Source organism: Streptomyces sp. NPDC111516 (assembly GCF_055635345.1).
Window position 1 is genome coordinate 32,607 of the sequence record NZ_JBVKBV010000013.1, and the last position, 14,768, is coordinate 47,374.

At 69.7% G+C, this 14,768-nt stretch carries 15 protein-coding genes; 4 read left to right on the forward strand and 11 right to left on the reverse strand.

All coding sequences use genetic code 11. The features are described 5' to 3' along the window. Positions 1–109 precede the first annotated feature (109 nt). Positions 110–1,564, reverse strand: coding sequence for an MFS transporter (locus ACZ7L9_RS23405; protein WP_471417731.1), 1,455 nt, complete (start codon positions 1,562–1,564; stop codon positions 110–112). A 160-nt stretch (positions 1,565–1,724) separates the two neighbouring features. Here ACZ7L9_RS23405 and ACZ7L9_RS23410 point away from each other — a divergent pair, with 160 nt between their 5' ends. Beyond that, positions 1,725–2,372, forward strand: coding sequence for a TetR/AcrR family transcriptional regulator (locus tag ACZ7L9_RS23410; RefSeq protein ID WP_471417733.1), 648 nt, complete (start codon positions 1,725–1,727; stop codon positions 2,370–2,372). Positions 2,373–2,461: 89 nt separating this feature from the next. Here ACZ7L9_RS23410 and ACZ7L9_RS23415 read toward each other — a convergent pair whose 3' ends face one another. The 9 genes from ACZ7L9_RS23415 to ACZ7L9_RS23455 all read right to left on the reverse strand — a co-directional run bounded on the left by ACZ7L9_RS23415 (position 2,462) and on the right by ACZ7L9_RS23455 (position 9,595). Next, positions 2,462–3,100, reverse strand: coding sequence for a DUF6197 family protein (locus tag ACZ7L9_RS23415; RefSeq protein WP_471417735.1), 639 nt, complete (start codon positions 3,098–3,100; stop codon positions 2,462–2,464). Positions 3,101–3,268: 168 nt separating this feature from the next. Beyond that, on the reverse strand, positions 3,269–3,676 hold the full coding sequence (locus tag ACZ7L9_RS23420; protein ID WP_471417737.1) for a rhodanese-like domain-containing protein: 408 nt from the start codon (positions 3,674–3,676) through the stop codon (positions 3,269–3,271). Further along, on the reverse strand, positions 3,673–4,194 hold the full coding sequence (locus ACZ7L9_RS23425) for a cupin domain-containing protein (RefSeq protein ID WP_471417739.1): 522 nt from the start codon (positions 4,192–4,194) through the stop codon (positions 3,673–3,675). The genes ACZ7L9_RS23420 and ACZ7L9_RS23425 overlap by 4 nt, the downstream gene beginning before the upstream one ends. Positions 4,195–4,297: 103 nt before the next feature. Beyond that, positions 4,298–4,405: a putative leader peptide gene (locus ACZ7L9_RS23430; protein ID WP_353962448.1), complete on the reverse strand. Its 108-nt coding sequence runs from the start codon at positions 4,403–4,405 to the stop codon at positions 4,298–4,300. 11 nt (positions 4,406–4,416) lie between these two features. After that, positions 4,417–6,030, reverse strand: a complete 1,614-nt coding sequence (locus tag ACZ7L9_RS23435) for an FAD-dependent monooxygenase (RefSeq protein WP_471417741.1) — start codon at positions 6,028–6,030, stop codon at positions 4,417–4,419. A gap of 227 nt (positions 6,031–6,257) precedes the next feature. Then, positions 6,258–7,157: an amino acid ABC transporter permease gene (locus tag ACZ7L9_RS23440; RefSeq protein ID WP_471417743.1), complete on the reverse strand. Its 900-nt coding sequence runs from the start codon at positions 7,155–7,157 to the stop codon at positions 6,258–6,260. Continuing rightward, positions 7,154–7,819 (reverse strand): amino acid ABC transporter permease, encoded by a 666-nt coding sequence (locus tag ACZ7L9_RS23445; RefSeq protein ID WP_471417745.1) that lies wholly within the window; start codon positions 7,817–7,819, stop codon positions 7,154–7,156. The genes ACZ7L9_RS23440 and ACZ7L9_RS23445 overlap by 4 nt, the downstream gene beginning before the upstream one ends. Positions 7,820–7,894: 75 nt before the next feature. Continuing rightward, positions 7,895–8,740, reverse strand: coding sequence for a glutamate ABC transporter substrate-binding protein (locus tag ACZ7L9_RS23450; protein ID WP_471417747.1), 846 nt, complete (start codon positions 8,738–8,740; stop codon positions 7,895–7,897). A gap of 69 nt (positions 8,741–8,809) precedes the next feature. Beyond that, positions 8,810–9,595, reverse strand: coding sequence for an amino acid ABC transporter ATP-binding protein (locus ACZ7L9_RS23455; RefSeq protein WP_471417749.1), 786 nt, complete (start codon positions 9,593–9,595; stop codon positions 8,810–8,812). A 319-nt stretch (positions 9,596–9,914) separates the two neighbouring features. Here ACZ7L9_RS23455 and ACZ7L9_RS23460 point away from each other — a divergent pair, with 319 nt between their 5' ends. Then, on the forward strand, positions 9,915–10,607 hold the full coding sequence (locus tag ACZ7L9_RS23460) for a response regulator transcription factor (RefSeq protein WP_471417751.1): 693 nt from the start codon (positions 9,915–9,917) through the stop codon (positions 10,605–10,607). A 15-nt stretch (positions 10,608–10,622) separates the two neighbouring features. Next, a complete protein-coding gene (locus ACZ7L9_RS23465) occupies positions 10,623–12,017 on the forward strand; it encodes a sensor histidine kinase (protein ID WP_471417753.1) in 1,395 nt (464 codons plus the stop codon). An 86-nt stretch (positions 12,018–12,103) separates the two neighbouring features. Here ACZ7L9_RS23465 and ACZ7L9_RS23470 read toward each other — a convergent pair whose 3' ends face one another. Then, the gene (locus ACZ7L9_RS23470; protein ID WP_471417755.1) at positions 12,104–13,102 is read right to left on the reverse strand and encodes a TAXI family TRAP transporter solute-binding subunit; all 999 of its coding nucleotides are present in this window, start codon (positions 13,100–13,102) and stop codon (positions 12,104–12,106) included. A 167-nt stretch (positions 13,103–13,269) separates the two neighbouring features. Between ACZ7L9_RS23470 and miaB the strand changes: the two genes are divergently transcribed. After that, positions 13,270–14,763, forward strand: a complete 1,494-nt coding sequence (miaB, locus tag ACZ7L9_RS23475; protein ID WP_471417999.1) for a tRNA (N6-isopentenyl adenosine(37)-C2)-methylthiotransferase MiaB — start codon at positions 13,270–13,272, stop codon at positions 14,761–14,763. Positions 14,764–14,768 lie beyond the last annotated feature (5 nt).

Genomic DNA, 14,768 nt, shown 5'->3' on the forward strand with positions numbered 1-14,768 from the left:
CGAACGGATTCCTGTCCCCGGTGTGGCGGGTGAGGTGCTCAGCGGCCGACGCCGCCCCGGCGGCGTCGGCCCCCGAACGGGCCGGCCGCCGAACGGGCCGGCCGCCGGATCAGACCTCGGCCGCGGCCTGCTCGGGCGTGGCGGCCTTGCTCCTGCCGTCGACGTTCGAGGAGGCGCGTGCGGCCGGGATGACGCTCGCGATGACCGCGGCGACCAGTGCGATGCCGCAGCCGATCATCAGGCCGGTCCGGAAGCCGCTCTCGGAGGAGAAGCTGTGTCCGCCCATGGTGACCGTCATCTGGGAGAGGACCACACCCATCACGGCGGCGCCGACCGAGGTGCCCAGTGAACGCATGAGGGTGTTGAACCCGTTGGCGGCGGCGGTCTCGGAGAGCGGTACCGAGCTCATGATCAGCGCGGGCATCGATCCGTAGGCGAGTCCCACACCGCTGTTGATGACCATGAGGGCCAGCATGAGACCCCACGCGGAGCCCATGAGGACGAGCGACAGGCCGTACCCGGCGGCCAGCACCAGGACACCGCAGATCAGGGTGAACTTCGGTCCGCGGGCGTCGGTGAGCTTTCCGCCGAACGGCGAGACGATCATCATCATGATGCCGCCGGGCGCCATCCACAGACCGGCGGCGAGCATCGACTGGCCCAGGCCGTAGCCGGTGGCCTCCGGGAACTGGAGCAACTGCGGTACGACCAGCATGCTCGCGTACATGCCGAAGCCGACGAAGATCGAGGCGACGTTGGTGAGCAGCACCCGGGGGCGGGCTGTGGTGCGCAGGTCGATCAGCGGCTCCCGCGTGCGCAGTTCCCAGGCACCCCAGGCCAGCAGGATCACGACGGCGGCGGCGAACAGCCCGAGGGTCGTCGCCGAGGCCCAGCCCCAGTTGGCACCCTTCGACACGGCGAGCAGCAGGCAGACCAGTCCGGCGCCGAGTCCGACCGCGCCGAGGGCGTCGAAGCGCTGACCCTTGGCGCCGGCCGGGACATCGGGGATGACGAACCAGATCGCGACGGCGATCACCACGGCCAGAACGGTGGAGCCCCAGAACAGCACCCGCCAGTTGGCGTACTGGGCGACTGCCGCGGCGATCGGCAGGCCGAGCCCGCCGCCGATGCCCATGGAGGCGCTCACCAGCGCGATGGAGGAGCTGAGCTTCTCCGCCGGGACCACGTCGCGCAGCAGGGCGATGCCCAGCGGCACCATGCCCATGCCCATGCCCTGCAGTCCACGCCCGATGATCATCGGGACGACGGAGGAGGCGAGGGCACAGACCAGTGAGCCGGCCACGAGCGGCACGGAGCATGCCAGGAGCATGCGGCGCTTGCCGATCAGGTCGCCGAGGCGCCCGGAGATCGGTACGCAGATCGCCCCCGCCAACAGGGTGACGGTGATCACCCATGCCGCGTTCGACGGCGAGGTGTGCAGGATCTGGGGCAGTTCCGCGATGAGCGGCGTGACCAGTGTCTGCATGATCGCGGCGGTGATGCCGGCGAGGGCCAGCGTGGCGACCACACCACCGGTGCGGGCCGTGGGCTGGGGGGCGTCCATTCGGGACTCCATAAGTGAGGGGCTGCCGGGCATCGTTCGTTCGCCCGGAGCCAAAAGTAAACATCTGCTTACATGGACGCTAGGGCAGTCGGGGGAGTGAGGTCAACATCTGTTTACACGGCGGCGCTGGCGGTACCGTTCGAGCAGAGAGAGGACAGCCATGAAAGCCATCAGTTCCCAGGCAGTTCCCGCGCCCCTGGCGCCGACGGACAACAGCCCGCCGCCCTCCCGGCGAGGTGCCGGCGCCAGGACCCGTGGGCTCCTGCTCGACTCGGCCCGCCGACGCTTCGCGTACGACGGATACGCGGCCACGACCGTCCGCGACATCGCCGATGACGCCGGTGTGAACGTCGCGCTCATCAACCGTTACTTCCAGTCCAAGGAAGGCCTCTTCGAAGCCTGCCTGAAGGCGGTCATCGACGAACTCGTCCACGCGGCGGGCACGGTGGCCGACCTGGAACAGATTCCGGAGATCATCGTCAGTCACACCGCGGGCGTGCTCGCCACGGACGGCCCCAGGGACGCCCTCCTGCTGCTGCTGCGTTCCTCCGGCGACGAGCGCACCGAGCAGATGCGCACCGGCCTGCTGCGCACGTTCAGCGAGCGGCTCGCCTCGGCGGCCGGCTGGCGGCCCGAGGACCCCGACGGTGACGGGCTCCTCCTGCGGGCCCAACTCGTTCTGTCCGTGGCCTTCGGCATCACGGTGCTGCGCGCCTCTCCCGGTCTGGAGCCGCTCGCGTCCGCCACGTCGCAGGACCTCACGGGGCCACTGCGCAATCTGGTCGACGCGTTGCTCACCCGTCACTGAGGCGCGGCGCCGCGGTCCGGCCACGGGCCGGACCGCCGCCCCCTCACACCCTCGTCGCATGCCACGCCCGGGGCCTTCGCCGGTTTGCCTCACTGCCCGGCGCGGGCGGCGCGGGCGATGGTGGCGTCGAGCAGCGCGAGCGCATCCTCGGCGGTGCGGTCGGGGCAGCGGTTCCACGGTCCGATCAGACCGGCCCAGCCCCGGGACCGGAGTTCGGCGACGAGCCAGGCGCCCGCCCGGTCCACGGTGTCGAGGGAGCCGTAGCCCAGGCGGTGGGCGGTGAGCAGAGCACCGCAGACGCACCGGGCGCCGCGGGCGTTGCGGAGCCGGTACGGGGTGTTCTGCCAGCCCCACTCGCTCAGGATCTGCCGTGCGTAGGCGAGATGGGTGGAGGGCCGTACCTCGGGCTGCCCGATGCGCCGCCAGGAGTGGAGCCGGTCGGGCAGGATCGCGCCGAGCCGCCCGGGGAGGGGCCGCTCGCGCGGCGCGGTGGCCGGCTGGGCGCGCACGGACTCGGCGATGAGCTGATCGACCGGTACGGACAGCAGGTCGCGCCAGTCGGCCGGCTGACGGCCCGTCGGCCTATCCGCGGCGCCGGCAGAGGAAGGGGGTACGGGTTCGGCGGCGGTGAGGTCCCAGCCGGTGACGATCTGCTGCCAGGCCTCGGTGTCGTGGAGGCGAGCCGCCTGGGCATCGAGCTGGTCAGGGGTGAAGGTGGGCGTCGGCATGGGTGCGAAGTCTCCGTCACGTCGGTCCTCGGCGTTGAACCGAATGTCCGTCGGGTACGGAGATTGCTCCACCGGAGCGTGGCGTTCGGGTGTGTCGGGGCTGATTCGGGGCACCGGCGAGCGGGCTGCGGGGCCCCGCCCCAGCAGCCCCGCCGTCGGCCCCGTCCGTCAGGCCTCCACCGGAAGCCCCGCCGCACGCCACGCCTGGAACCCGCCGATCACATCGGTCGCCCGGTGCAGCCCCAGCTGCCGCAGGGACGCGACGGCGAGGCTCGACGCGTAGCCCTCGTTGCAGACCACCACGACCTGGAGGTCGTGGCTCACCGCCTCCGGGGCCCGGTGGCTGCCCCGCGGGTCGAGCCGCCACTCCAGCTCATTGCGTTCGACGACCAGCGCCCCCGGAATCAGTCCGTCCCGTTCCCGCAGCTCCGCATAGCGGATGTCGACGAGAAGCGCCCCGTCCGCCGTGGCGGCGAGCGCCTCCCGCGGGCCGACCCGCACGAACCCGGTGCGGACCCGTTCCAGCAGTTCGTCGATCCCGACCGGTGCCGTACCACGCCGAGGGCCGTCGCTCACTGCCAGTGCTCCGGCCGTTCGACCTGTTCGAGACGGAGAAGCGCACCGGTGCGGCTGTAGCGCCGGATCTGCGGCAGCGGCGGGTAGTACGCATGGACGGAGACGGCGTGTTCGGTGCCCGATTCGTTCAGCACCTCGTGGACGTGGTGGCGGCCGAACGCCCTGCCCTGGCCGGTGGCCAACTGCCGGGAACGGTCGATGCCTTCGGTGAGTTCGAGCGTCTTCCAGCCGTCGGTGGGCAGCCGGGCGGCGAGCGACAGCTCCTTGAGGGTGCCGGCCGCGGTGGTGAAGGCGCCGATGGAGTCGGCGTGGTCGTGCCAGCCGGTGCCGGTACCCGGCGGCCAGCCGATCAGCCAGGCCTCGCTGCCGCCCGGCCCTTCGAGCTGGACCCAGGTGCGGCCTTCGGGATCGAGAGGGAGCGAGGCGATGATCTCGGCGTCCCCGGCGACACGGCGGACGAAATCGAGCAGCTCCACGGCCGTCGGACCGGAAGCACCAACGGCGGCAGAGGAGGACATGCGTACAGAGGGTGACGAGGGGGCAGACACAGAGACCGTCCTGAGGGTTCGCGCGGACGCACGACCGTGCGGCAGAGCGCACGGCGTGGCGGTAAGAGGCGATTCAGCAGGACGGGCGACACACGCAGCCCGCATAGCGGACGAGGTCCATATGGACCCTCCGCCACAGGCGTACATCGGTGTCGATCACGTTCCGGAGTACACCATGCACGCCCGCATCGGTCAATTGATGCCCGCAGTCCGGTCGGAGCGTACGGAGGCGCGCGCCTCCCCGCCACGCACCGCGTCCGCCGCCGCGAAGAGCTCCCGGGGCCGTACCCCGCCGAAGGACGCCACGAGATGACCGTCCGGCCTGATCAGCAGCACGGTATGGGCAGACGCCCCCGGATAGCTCTCGGTCACCAGCAACTCGCCCTTCACCGGCAACGCGTCGACAGCCGCGACCAGCCGCGGCATGACGCCGGCGCTCATCCAGTGACGCCGGTCCCACACCCCCGTACCGGGCGCCACCAGGACCACCAGCAGATGCCCCTGCCCCAGCCGCTCGCGCAGCCGCACGGTCGTGCCGTCCGGAGCCGTCACCCGCACATCGGTGACCGGTGCGCCGGGGGGCGTACCCACGGAGGTGTGCGCCTCGGCGCGTGGGGGCGCAAGGGGCGAGTGCGAGTACGAGGGGGGCGCGCCGAGGGGGCCACAGCCCAGATGTCCGTCGGTGAGCAGCGAGTCGTGCCCCCGTGCGCTCCCCGGGACCAGGGTCCGCAGACCTCCGCCGCCACGCAGTATCGGCAGCGACTGGTCCGCGGCGCGCAGCCGTGCGGCGACCGCGGCCCGGCGCTCCGCCTGGTAGCTGTCGAGCAGTACGTCGGAGGCGCCGTGGTGCCATGCCTGGGCGAGCTTCCAGGCCAGGTTCTCGGCGTCCCGCAGCCCCTCGTCGAGTCCCTGGGTGCCGAGCGCGCCCAGCAGATGGGCGGCGTCCCCGGCCAGGAAGGCCCGGTCGGCCCGCCAGCGCAGGGCGAGCCGGTGGTGCAGCGTGTACACACCCGTGTCCAGCAGTTCGTACGGCGGTGTCTCGCCGCACCAGCCCGCCAGGGTGTCCCGGATCCGGGCGATCAGGGCGTCCGGCGTGACGAGCTCCCCGCGCGGCGGCAACAGCCAGTCCAGTCGCCAGGCGCCGTCCGGCAGCGGCCGTGCGGTCACCTCGGCGCCACCGGTCCGCCACGGCGGCAGCCGGTGCAGCACGGCCTGCCCCGGCCAGGGGAGCTCGGTGCGCAGCGCCGCGACGGCATGGCGCTCCACTGCCGTACGCCCGGGGAAACGAATGTCGAGGAGCTTGCGTACGGTGGACCTGGCGCCGTCGCAGCCCACCAGGTAACTCCCGCGCCACCAGGTCGGGTTCGGCTCCCTGGTGTGCACCGTGACCCCGGCCGGATCCTGCTCCAGTGTGTCGATCCGGCTGGGCGGGGCTACCTGCACCAGCTCCTGAGCGGCCACCGCGTCCCGCAGCCCGCGTGTCAGGACGTGCTGCGGCAGGTGAATCGGGGCCGGCAACGGATCGCCGTCGGGGGAGTCCACGCCGAGTGCCAGTTCACGGACCAGTTGCCTGCGTCGCATGGACCGCCAGCCGGACCACCGGATGCCCTCGTGGTGGAGCGCCTTGCAGCCGAGCCGCTCCACCAGGGCCGCGGTGTCCTCGCGCAGCACCACCGTGCGGGCCGGACGTGTCTCGTCCCTGGCCGGGTCCTCGTCGAGAAGGACGGAGGGAACACCCTGTGCGGCGAGGGCGAGCGGCAGCGTCAGGCCGACGGGCCCGGCGCCGACGACGATCACCGGGTCCACGGGGCGGCTCCTCGAATCCGTGCGAACGACGCCGAGGACGCGGACGAAAGGAGCGCACGGCTCGAAAGGGGGGTAGGCGGCGGAGGAAGTGTGGCGGCGGGGGCTGGGGGCGCGATCACAGAACGTATGCAACCTACTGCCGGTGCTTGCGTCAAGCGACACCGGAAGCCGAAGAGGGGCGGTGGCGGATGTGCCACCGCCCCTCGGGGACGCAGATCGACGAGCCGTCAGACGGCGCGTCCGTCATCGATGACGAGCGCCGGCGTACCGATGGTCTCCGGTGCGCCCCCGGGCGCGGTGCCCTTGTTCTTCTTGTTGCGCCGGAGCCGCCGCTCCAGCCAGCTCGCGAACGACGTGAGTGCGAAGTTCACGGCCATGTAGATCAGGGCGACGATGGTGAAGCACGCGATGGTGTTCGCGCCGTAGTTCGCGCTCATCGGGCGGATCGAGGCCAGCAGCTCGGGGAAGGTCATCATGGCCCCACCGAGTGCGGTGTCCTTCACGATGACGACCAGCTGGCTGACGATTGCCGGCAGCATGGCCGTTACCGCCTGCGGCAGCAGCACGAACACCATGGTCTGGCCCTTGCGCATGCCAATCGCCTTGGCCGCGTCCGTCTGGCCCTGCGGAAGGGAGTGGATGCCGGCCCGCACGATCTCGGCGAGCACCGAGGCGTTGTAGAGGACCAGGCCCGTGATCACGGCGTACAGCGGCCGCGATTCGGCGCTGATGTTCGTGTAGTCGGAGTACACCGCGTTCGCGATGATCATCAGGATCAGCACGGGGATGGCGCGGAAGAACTCCACCACCACGCCGGCCGGCACCCGTACCCACCGGTGGTCGGAGAGCCGCCCGATGCCGAACAGCGCTCCGAGCGGCAGCGCGATGATCAGGGCGAAGAACGCCGCCTTGAGCGTGTTCTGGAGGCCCGGCCAGATGTACGTCTCCCAGGGCTGGGAGCTGGTGAAGAAGGGCTTCCACTTGATCCAGTCGAGCTGGTGCTTCTCGGCGAGGCCGGCGTACACCCACCACACGACCGCTGCGGCGCACAGGACGAACAGCACCGTGTACAGGATGTTGCGCTGCTTGGCGCGCGGTCCCTGGGCGTCGTAGAGGACGGAAGTCATCGCTTCACCGCCACCTTCTTGCTCACCCAGCCGAGGATCAGGCCGGTCGGGAGGGTCAGAACGATGAAGCCCAATGCGAAGACCGCGGCGATCAGGATCAGCTGGGCCTCGGCCTCGATCATGCCCTTCATCAGGTACGAGGCTTCGGCGACCCCGATCGCGGAGGCGACCGTGGTGTTCTTCGTCAGCGCGATCAGCACATTGGACAGCGGGTTGACGACCGCGCGGAACGCCTGCGGGAGGACGATCAGCCGCAGTACCTGGGTGAAGCTCAGCCCGAGGGCACGTGCTGCCTCGGCCTGGCCGACCGGGACCGTGTTGATGCCGGAGCGCAACGCCTCGCACACGAAGGCGGCGGTGTAGGCGATCAGGGCGAGCACCGCCAGCCGGAAGCCGATGCCCTTGGAATCGCTGGCGCCGAGGGTGATCGTCAGGGTCTGGTAGAGACCCAGCGACGAGAACACCATGATTACGGTCAGCGGAATGTTCCGCACCACGTTCACATAGACGGTGGCGAAGCCGCGCATCAGGGGGACCGGGCTGACCTTCATGCCGGCCAGCAGTGTTCCCCATATGAGGGCGCCAAGGGCGGAGTAGACGGTGAGTTGCACCGTCACCCAGAAGGCCCCCAGCAGGTCGTAACCTTCAAGAAAGTCGAACACGATCTCCCGCGCTTCCGCGTGTCGGAGGGCACGGCGCGCCGCCGTTCACGGACGGCGCGCCCGGTCAGCCCTGCTTCACTTGACGATGTTGCCGATCTTCGGGGCGGGCTCGTTCTTGTAGTTCGCCGGGCCGAAGTTGTCCTTCACGGCCTTGTCCCAGGAACCGTCCGAGACCATCTTGGCGAGTGCGTCGTCGATCTTCTTCTTCAGATCGGCGTCGCCCTTCTTCAGGCCGATGCCGTAGTTCTCGTTGGTCATCTTGAAGCCGGCCAGCTTGAACTTGCCCTGGAAGCTCTGCTGCGAGGCAAAACCGGCCAGGATGCTGTCGTCGGTGGTCAGCGCGTCGACGACCTTGTTCTCCAGACCGGTCAGGCACTCCGAGTACCCGCCGAACTCCTGGAGGTCGGCCTTCGGGGCCAGCTTGTCCTTGACGTTCTTCGCCGAGGTCGAGCCGGTGACCGAACACAGCTTCTTCTTGTTCAGGTCCGCCGGGGACTTGATCGAGTCGTCGTCGGCACGGACGAGGATGTCCTGGTGCGCCAACAGGTACGGGCCCGCGAAGTCGACCTTCTGCAGCCGCTCGTCGTTGATCGAGTAGGTGGCGGCGATGAACTTCACGTCACCGCGCTCGATCGCCGTCTCGCGGTCGGCGCTCTTGGTCTCCTTGAAGACGATGTCCTTGGCGTCGTAGCCGAGCTCCTTGGCGACGTACGTGGCGACGTCGACGTCGAAACCGGTGTACTTGCCGTCGGGCGTCTTCAGGCCGAGACCGGGCTGGTCGATCTTGATGCCGATCGTGATCTTCTTGCCGCCGCCCGAACCGGCCGAGTCGCCGTCCTTCTTGTCGGAACCACAGGCGGTGGCGGTCAGGGCGAGGGCGAGCACGGCGGCCGAGGCGGCGGTGACCTTACGAAGCTGCATGGTGAAATTCCCTAGAATTGACGCGATGTGAGTGATCGACCGGTCCGGGAACCGGCGGTGAAGGATCAGTCAGTGGTGAAGGATCTTCGACAGGAAGTCCTTGGCCCGGTCACTGCGCGGGTTGCTGAAGAACTGGTCGGGCGTGGCCTCTTCGACGATCTTTCCGTCCGCCATGAAGACGACGCGGTTCGCCGCCGAGCGCGCGAAGCCCATCTCATGGGTGACGACGACCATCGTCATGCCGTCCCGGGCGAGCTGCTGCATGACCTCCAGCACCTCGTTGATCATCTCCGGGTCGAGCGCGGAGGTCGGCTCGTCGAAGAGGATCACCTTGGGGTCCATCGCCAACGCGCGGGCGATGGCCACGCGTTGCTGCTGACCACCGGAGAGCTGGGCGGGGTACTTGTCGGCCTGCGTCGCCACGCCCACCCGGTCCAGCAGCGAACGGGCCTTGTCCTCCGCGGCCTTCTTGTCCGTCTTGCGGACCTTGAGCTGGCCCAGCATCACGTTTTCGAGCACCGTCTTGTGCGCGAAGAGATTGAACGACTGGAAGACCATGCCGACATCGGCACGCAGCCTGGCCAGCTCCCTGCCCTCCTGGGGCAGCGGCTTGCCGTCGATCGATATGGCGCCCGAGTCGATCGTCTCCAAGCGGTTGATCGTGCGGCACAGCGTGGACTTCCCGGACCCGGAGGGCCCGATGACGACCACGACCTCGCCACTGGCGATCGTCAGGTCGATGTCCTGGAGCACATGCAGCGCGCCGAAGTGCTTGTTGACGTTGCTCAGTACGACAAGGTCGTTCGCCGCGGGTGCGGCGTCCTCGGCGCCCTTGGTCACTGAAACTCCGCTCATCGGCTTCATGCTCCGTCCTCCTCGGTTGGGAAGGACCCTAGTGACGCGGTGCGACCAGCGTCATTACATCTGAGCGGAAATTGAGGATAACGATCCGGCGGCAACCGGACACTCCGCGTGAACGGGGCGGCGGGTGCGATACCCGGGGCGTACCGGGTGGATAACAGATGGCCCGATGCAATGCACGGGCCCTTGACTGACGTACCCGTCATCGGAGTGGATGCCCTGGTACGCCACGACGTGAAACACCTCGGAACGGGGAAGTGACGAAGGGCATACGAGAAACCGCACCGACATCGCACCTTCGGAAAGGGGGGTCATGAGACTGCTGCTCGTCGAGGACGACAACCACGTCGCGGCCGCCCTGTCCGCGATCCTCGCCCGGCACGGCTTCCAGGTGGTGCACGCGCGCAGCGGCGAGGAAGCGCTGCAGGCCCTGCTGCCCGCGGACACGGAGCCCTTCGGTGTCGTGCTCCTCGACCTCGGGCTGCCCGACCAGGACGGCTACGAGGTGTGCGGGAAGATCCGCAAGCGCACCTCGACCCCGGTGATCATGGTGACCGCGCGCGCCGATGTCCGCTCGCGGATCCACGGCCTCAACCTCGGGGCCGACGACTACGTGGTCAAGCCGTACGACACCGGCGAGCTCCTCGCCCGGATCCATGCCGTCAGCCGCCGCAAGTCGGCCGGCGAGGACACCGTGCCCACGCCCGCCGCCGCTCTGCGCCTCGGGTACGTCCACATCGAGCTGCCCACCCGCCGGGTCAGCGTCGACGGGTCGGAAGTCCAGCTCACCCGCAAGGAGTTCGACCTGCTCGCGCTGCTCGCCCAGCGTCCCGGTGTGGTCTTCCGCCGGGAGCAGATCATCAGCGAGGTGTGGCGCACGAGCTGGGAGGGGACGGGGCGCACGCTCGAAGTGCACGTCGCGTCCCTGCGTTCCAAACTGCGGCTGCCCGCACTGATCGAGACGGTGCGCGGGGTCGGCTACCGTCTCGTCGCCCCTTCCGCGTAGAGGCGTACGTCCAAGGTGCGCACCCGGCTGCTTCCCCTGCTCATCATTCTCATGGCGAGCGTGCTGCTCGCCCTCGGCTTCCCGCTGGCCGTCAGCGTGGCCGGTGCCCAGCAGCAGCGCGTCGTCATCGACCGCATCGACGACACGGCACGCTTCGCCGCGCTCGCCCAGTTCATCGCCGAACGGACCCCCGGTTACGACGAGCGCCGCCGCACCCTGCGGAGCGAACTGGACACCTACGCCTCGGTGTACGGCATCCGCGCCGGTGTCTTCTACCGGGACGACAGCGCCATGGCGAAGGCCCCGGTCACCTGGCAGTTGCCGATCGAGGGGGAGGGGAGGGAGGCCTTCAAGGAGGCGCTCCTCGGGCGTCGCAGTCACGATCCGCCGCAGGTCTGGCCCTGGCAGCGGGGCAGGGTCGTCGTCGCCTCGCCCGTCGTACGGGACGGCGATGTGGTCGCCGTCGTGGTCATCGACTCGCCCACCACCGAGATGCGCGCGCGCACGCTGCGCGGCTGGTTGCTCATCGCGGTCGGCGAGGTGGTCGCGATGCTGGTGGCGCTCGGCGCGGCGATCCGGCTCACCGGCTGGGTGCTGCTGCCCGTACGGACCCTCGACGCGGCCACCCATGACATAGCCAGTGGCCGGATGAGATCCCGAGTGGTGGCTTCCGGGGGACCGCCGGAACTCAGGCGCCTGGCCCGTTCGTTCAACGAGATGGCCGACAACGTCGAGGATGTGCTGGAGCAGCAGCGCGCCTTCGTCGCCGACGCCTCGCATCAGCTGCGCAACCCCCTTGCCGCGCTGCTGCTGCGGATCGAACTCCTCGCGCTCGAACTTCCCGAGGGCAACGAGGAGATCGCCTCCGTGCGTACGGAGGGCAAGCGCCTCGGTCAGGTCCTGGACGACCTGCTCGACCTGGCGCTGGCCGAACACGCCGCGGCCGACCTGCAGCTCACGGACATAGGCGCGCTCACTGCGGAACGCATCGCGTCCTGGCGGCCGGTCGCCGAGGAGAAAGGGGTACGGCTCAGGGCGGACGGCTCGTCAGCCGTGACGGCCTGGGCGGACCCCATCGCGCTGTCGAGCGCCCTCGACGCCATCATCGACAACGCCCTGAAATTCACCCCGGCCGGCGAAGAGGTCCTCGTCACGGTCGCCGCCGGTCGTGATGACGTCACGGTCGTCGTCGCCGACCGGGGACCGGGCCTCACCGCGCAGGAGATGGAGCGCGTCGGCGACCGGTTCTGGCGCAGCGCCCAGCACCAGAACGTGCAGGGTTCCGGCCTCGGGCTCTCCATCTCCCAGGCCCTCCTGGCCGCGGGCGGTGGCTCCATCGGCTATGCCGCACACGAGCCGCACGGGCTGCGGGTGACGGTGTCGGTGCCGCGCCAGGGCCCACAGGGCTGAGAGCCTGTCGGGTGACCTCCTATCGTGCGGACGAAGGTCGCCCGACAGGCTCTGAACGGGCGCGAAAGCGGCCGGCGGCGCGGGGATCAGGGCTTGACCGAGCGGTAGTAGCGCTTGGCCCCCTCGTGCAGCGGCAACGGGTCGGTGTAGATCGCCGTGCGCAGATCCACCAGCTGGGCCGCATGCACCTCGCGCCCGATCCGGTCCCGGCTGTCGATCACGGTCCGGGTGAACGCCTCGGTCATCGCCGGATCCGTACGGTCCGTGGTCACCAGCACATTGGCGACCGCCACCGTCGGAACCGCCTGTCCCTGCTGTGCCCCGTGGTACGCGTCGGCGGGCATCATGGCCGACCGGTAATAGCGGGCGGGCCCGCCCACGGCCTGAAGCTCCTTGATCAGCGCGGCCTCCAGCGGCACCAGCCGGATCGCGAACCGGTCCGACAACTCCTGCACGGCGGAGGTGGGCAGTCCGCCGGACCAGAAGAAGGCGTCGAGCAGGCCGTTCTCCAACTGCTGCGGCATGGTGTCGATACCGACGGGAACCGGTGTCACATCGTTCGAAGGATCGAGACCGGCGGCCGTCATCACCCGGTCGGCGACCAGACGCACCCCCGAACCCGGCTGCCCCACCCCGACGCGCTTGCCGATCAGGTCCGAGACCTTCCGCACCTTCGAGTCCCGGGGCACGACCAGCTGTATGTAGTCGTCGTACAGCCGCACACAGCCCCGTAGCCGGTCGGCTCCCGGCTTGGCGCCGAGCAGATAGGTGGCCAGTGCGTCGGTGGTGGCGATGGTGAAGTCGGCCTTCCCGGTCGCCACCCGCTCGATGTTCTGCTGCGAGCCCTCACTGGTCTGCAGCTGTATGGACACCCGGGGCAGGTCCTTGGCCAGGTCCCCCTTGAGCCGCTCGCCGTAGCGCTGGTAGACCCCGCTGCGCACACCGGTGCTGAAGGTCAGCGAGCCGCTCGGCGCCACTTCCCCGAGCGGAAGCAGCCACCACAGCAGCAGCCCGAGCACGACGACGAGGGCGGCGCACGCCTGAAGGGTGCGTCGCCGGCCGATGCGGGACAGTGCCTGGAGCATGGCGGCGATCCTGCCAGGCCGTCCCGGTGATGACCAGGGCAGGGCTTTTGCGGCCCGCACCCCGGGCGCCGGGGCCGTGAGCCCGGCCGGAGATGTATTCATCATTGCCGTCCGACCGGAGCCCTTACCCTGGACGGGTGAGCGGCAACGACGTGGCTGGTGGAGTAGTGGACGGTTTGAAAACGTACGAGGTGCGCACCTACGGGTGCCAGATGAACGTCCACGACTCGGAGCGGTTGTCCGGGCTGCTGGAGGACGCGGGTTACGTACGTGCCGCGGAGGGCTCCGACGGCGACGCCGACGTCGTCGTCTTCAACACCTGCGCGGTCCGGGAGAATGCCGACAACAAGCTCTACGGCAACCTCGGCCGGCTCGCCCCGATGAAGACCAAGCGGCCCGGCATGCAGATCGCCGTCGGCGGCTGCCTGGCACAGAAGGACCGCGACACCATCGTCCAGCGGGCCCCCTGGGTGGATGTCGTCTTCGGTACGCACAACATCGGCAAGCTGCCCGTGCTGCTGGAGCGCGCCCGCATCCAGGAAGAGGCGCAGATCGAGATCGCCGAATCCCTGGAGGCATTCCCCTCCACGCTCCCCACCCGTCGCGAGTCCGCCTACGCGGCGTGGGTCTCCATCTCCGTCGGCTGCAACAACACCTGCACCTTCTGCATCGTCCCGGCGCTCCGCGGCAAGGAGAAGGACCGCCGCACCGGCGACATCCTCGCCGAGATCGAGGCGCTGGTCGCCGAGGGCGTCTCGGAGATCACCCTGCTCGGTCAGAACGTGAACGCGTACGGGGCCGACATCGGCGACCGTGAGGCTTTCTCCAAGCTGCTGCGCGCCTGCGGGAAGATCGAGGGCCTGGAGCGGGTCCGCTTCACGTCGCCGCACCCCCGCGACTTCACGGACGACGTGATCGCGGCCATGGCCGAGACGCCCAATGTGATGCCTCAGCTGCACATGCCGATGCAGTCCGGCTCGGACACCATCCTCAAGGCGATGCGGCGTTCGTACCGGCAGGAGCGCTTCCTCGGCATCATCGAGAAGGTCCGCGCCGCGATGCCGGACGCCGCCATCTCCACCGACATCATCGTGGGCTTCCCCGGCGAGACCGAGGAGGACTTCGAGCAGACGATGCACGCGGTCCGCGAGGCGCGCTTCGCCAACGCCTTCACCTTCCAGTACTCCAAGCGACCCGGAACCCCGGCCGCCGAGATGGCGGGGCAGATCCCCAAGGAGGTCGTCCAGGAGCGGTACATGCGCCTGTCCGTCCTCCAGGAGGAGATCTCCTGGGAGGAGAACAAGAAGCAGGTCGGCCGGACGCTGGAGATCATGGTCGCGGAGGGCGAGGGCCGCAAGGACGGCGCCACCCACCGCCTCTCGGGCCGCGCCCCCGACAACCGCCTGGTCCACTTCACCAAGCCGGACGAGGACGTGCGTCCCGGCGATGTGGTCACCGTCGAGATCAGCTACGCCGCCCCGCACCACCTGCTCGCCGAGGGCACCCCGCTGGGCGTACGGCGGACCCGGGCCGGGGACGCCTGGGAGAAGCGCACCGCAACCGAGGCCGCCAAGCCGGCTGGAGTGATGCTGGGGCTGCCCGGTATCGGCGCCCCGGCGCCCCTGCCCGCCGCGGCGGCGCCCGGCTGCGGCTGCGACTGACACCG

What these genes read in the sequence shown, in the direction of transcription:
- ACZ7L9_RS23425 (WP_471417739.1), bottom strand. Translation starts at nt 4,194, where the DNA reads ATGTCCTCCTCTGCCGCCGTTGGTGCTTCCGGTCCGACGGCCGTGGAG.
- ACZ7L9_RS23470 (WP_471417755.1), bottom strand. Translation starts at nt 13,102, where the DNA reads ATGCTCCAGGCACTGTCCCGCATCGGCCGGCGACGCACCCTTCAGGCG.
- ACZ7L9_RS23410 (WP_471417733.1), top strand. Translation starts at nt 1,725, where the DNA reads ATGAAAGCCATCAGTTCCCAGGCAGTTCCCGCGCCCCTGGCGCCGACG.
- ACZ7L9_RS23415 (WP_471417735.1), bottom strand. Translation starts at nt 3,100, where the DNA reads ATGCCGACGCCCACCTTCACCCCTGACCAGCTCGATGCCCAGGCGGCT.
- ACZ7L9_RS23440 (WP_471417743.1), bottom strand. Translation starts at nt 7,157, where the DNA reads ATGACTTCCGTCCTCTACGACGCCCAGGGACCGCGCGCCAAGCAGCGC.
- ACZ7L9_RS23450 (WP_471417747.1), bottom strand. Translation starts at nt 8,740, where the DNA reads ATGCAGCTTCGTAAGGTCACCGCCGCCTCGGCCGCCGTGCTCGCCCTC.
- ACZ7L9_RS23405 (WP_471417731.1), bottom strand. Translation starts at nt 1,564, where the DNA reads ATGGACGCCCCCCAGCCCACGGCCCGCACCGGTGGTGTGGTCGCCACG.
- ACZ7L9_RS23455 (WP_471417749.1), bottom strand. Translation starts at nt 9,595, where the DNA reads ATGAGCGGAGTTTCAGTGACCAAGGGCGCCGAGGACGCCGCACCCGCG.
- ACZ7L9_RS23460 (WP_471417751.1), top strand. Translation starts at nt 9,915, where the DNA reads ATGAGACTGCTGCTCGTCGAGGACGACAACCACGTCGCGGCCGCCCTG.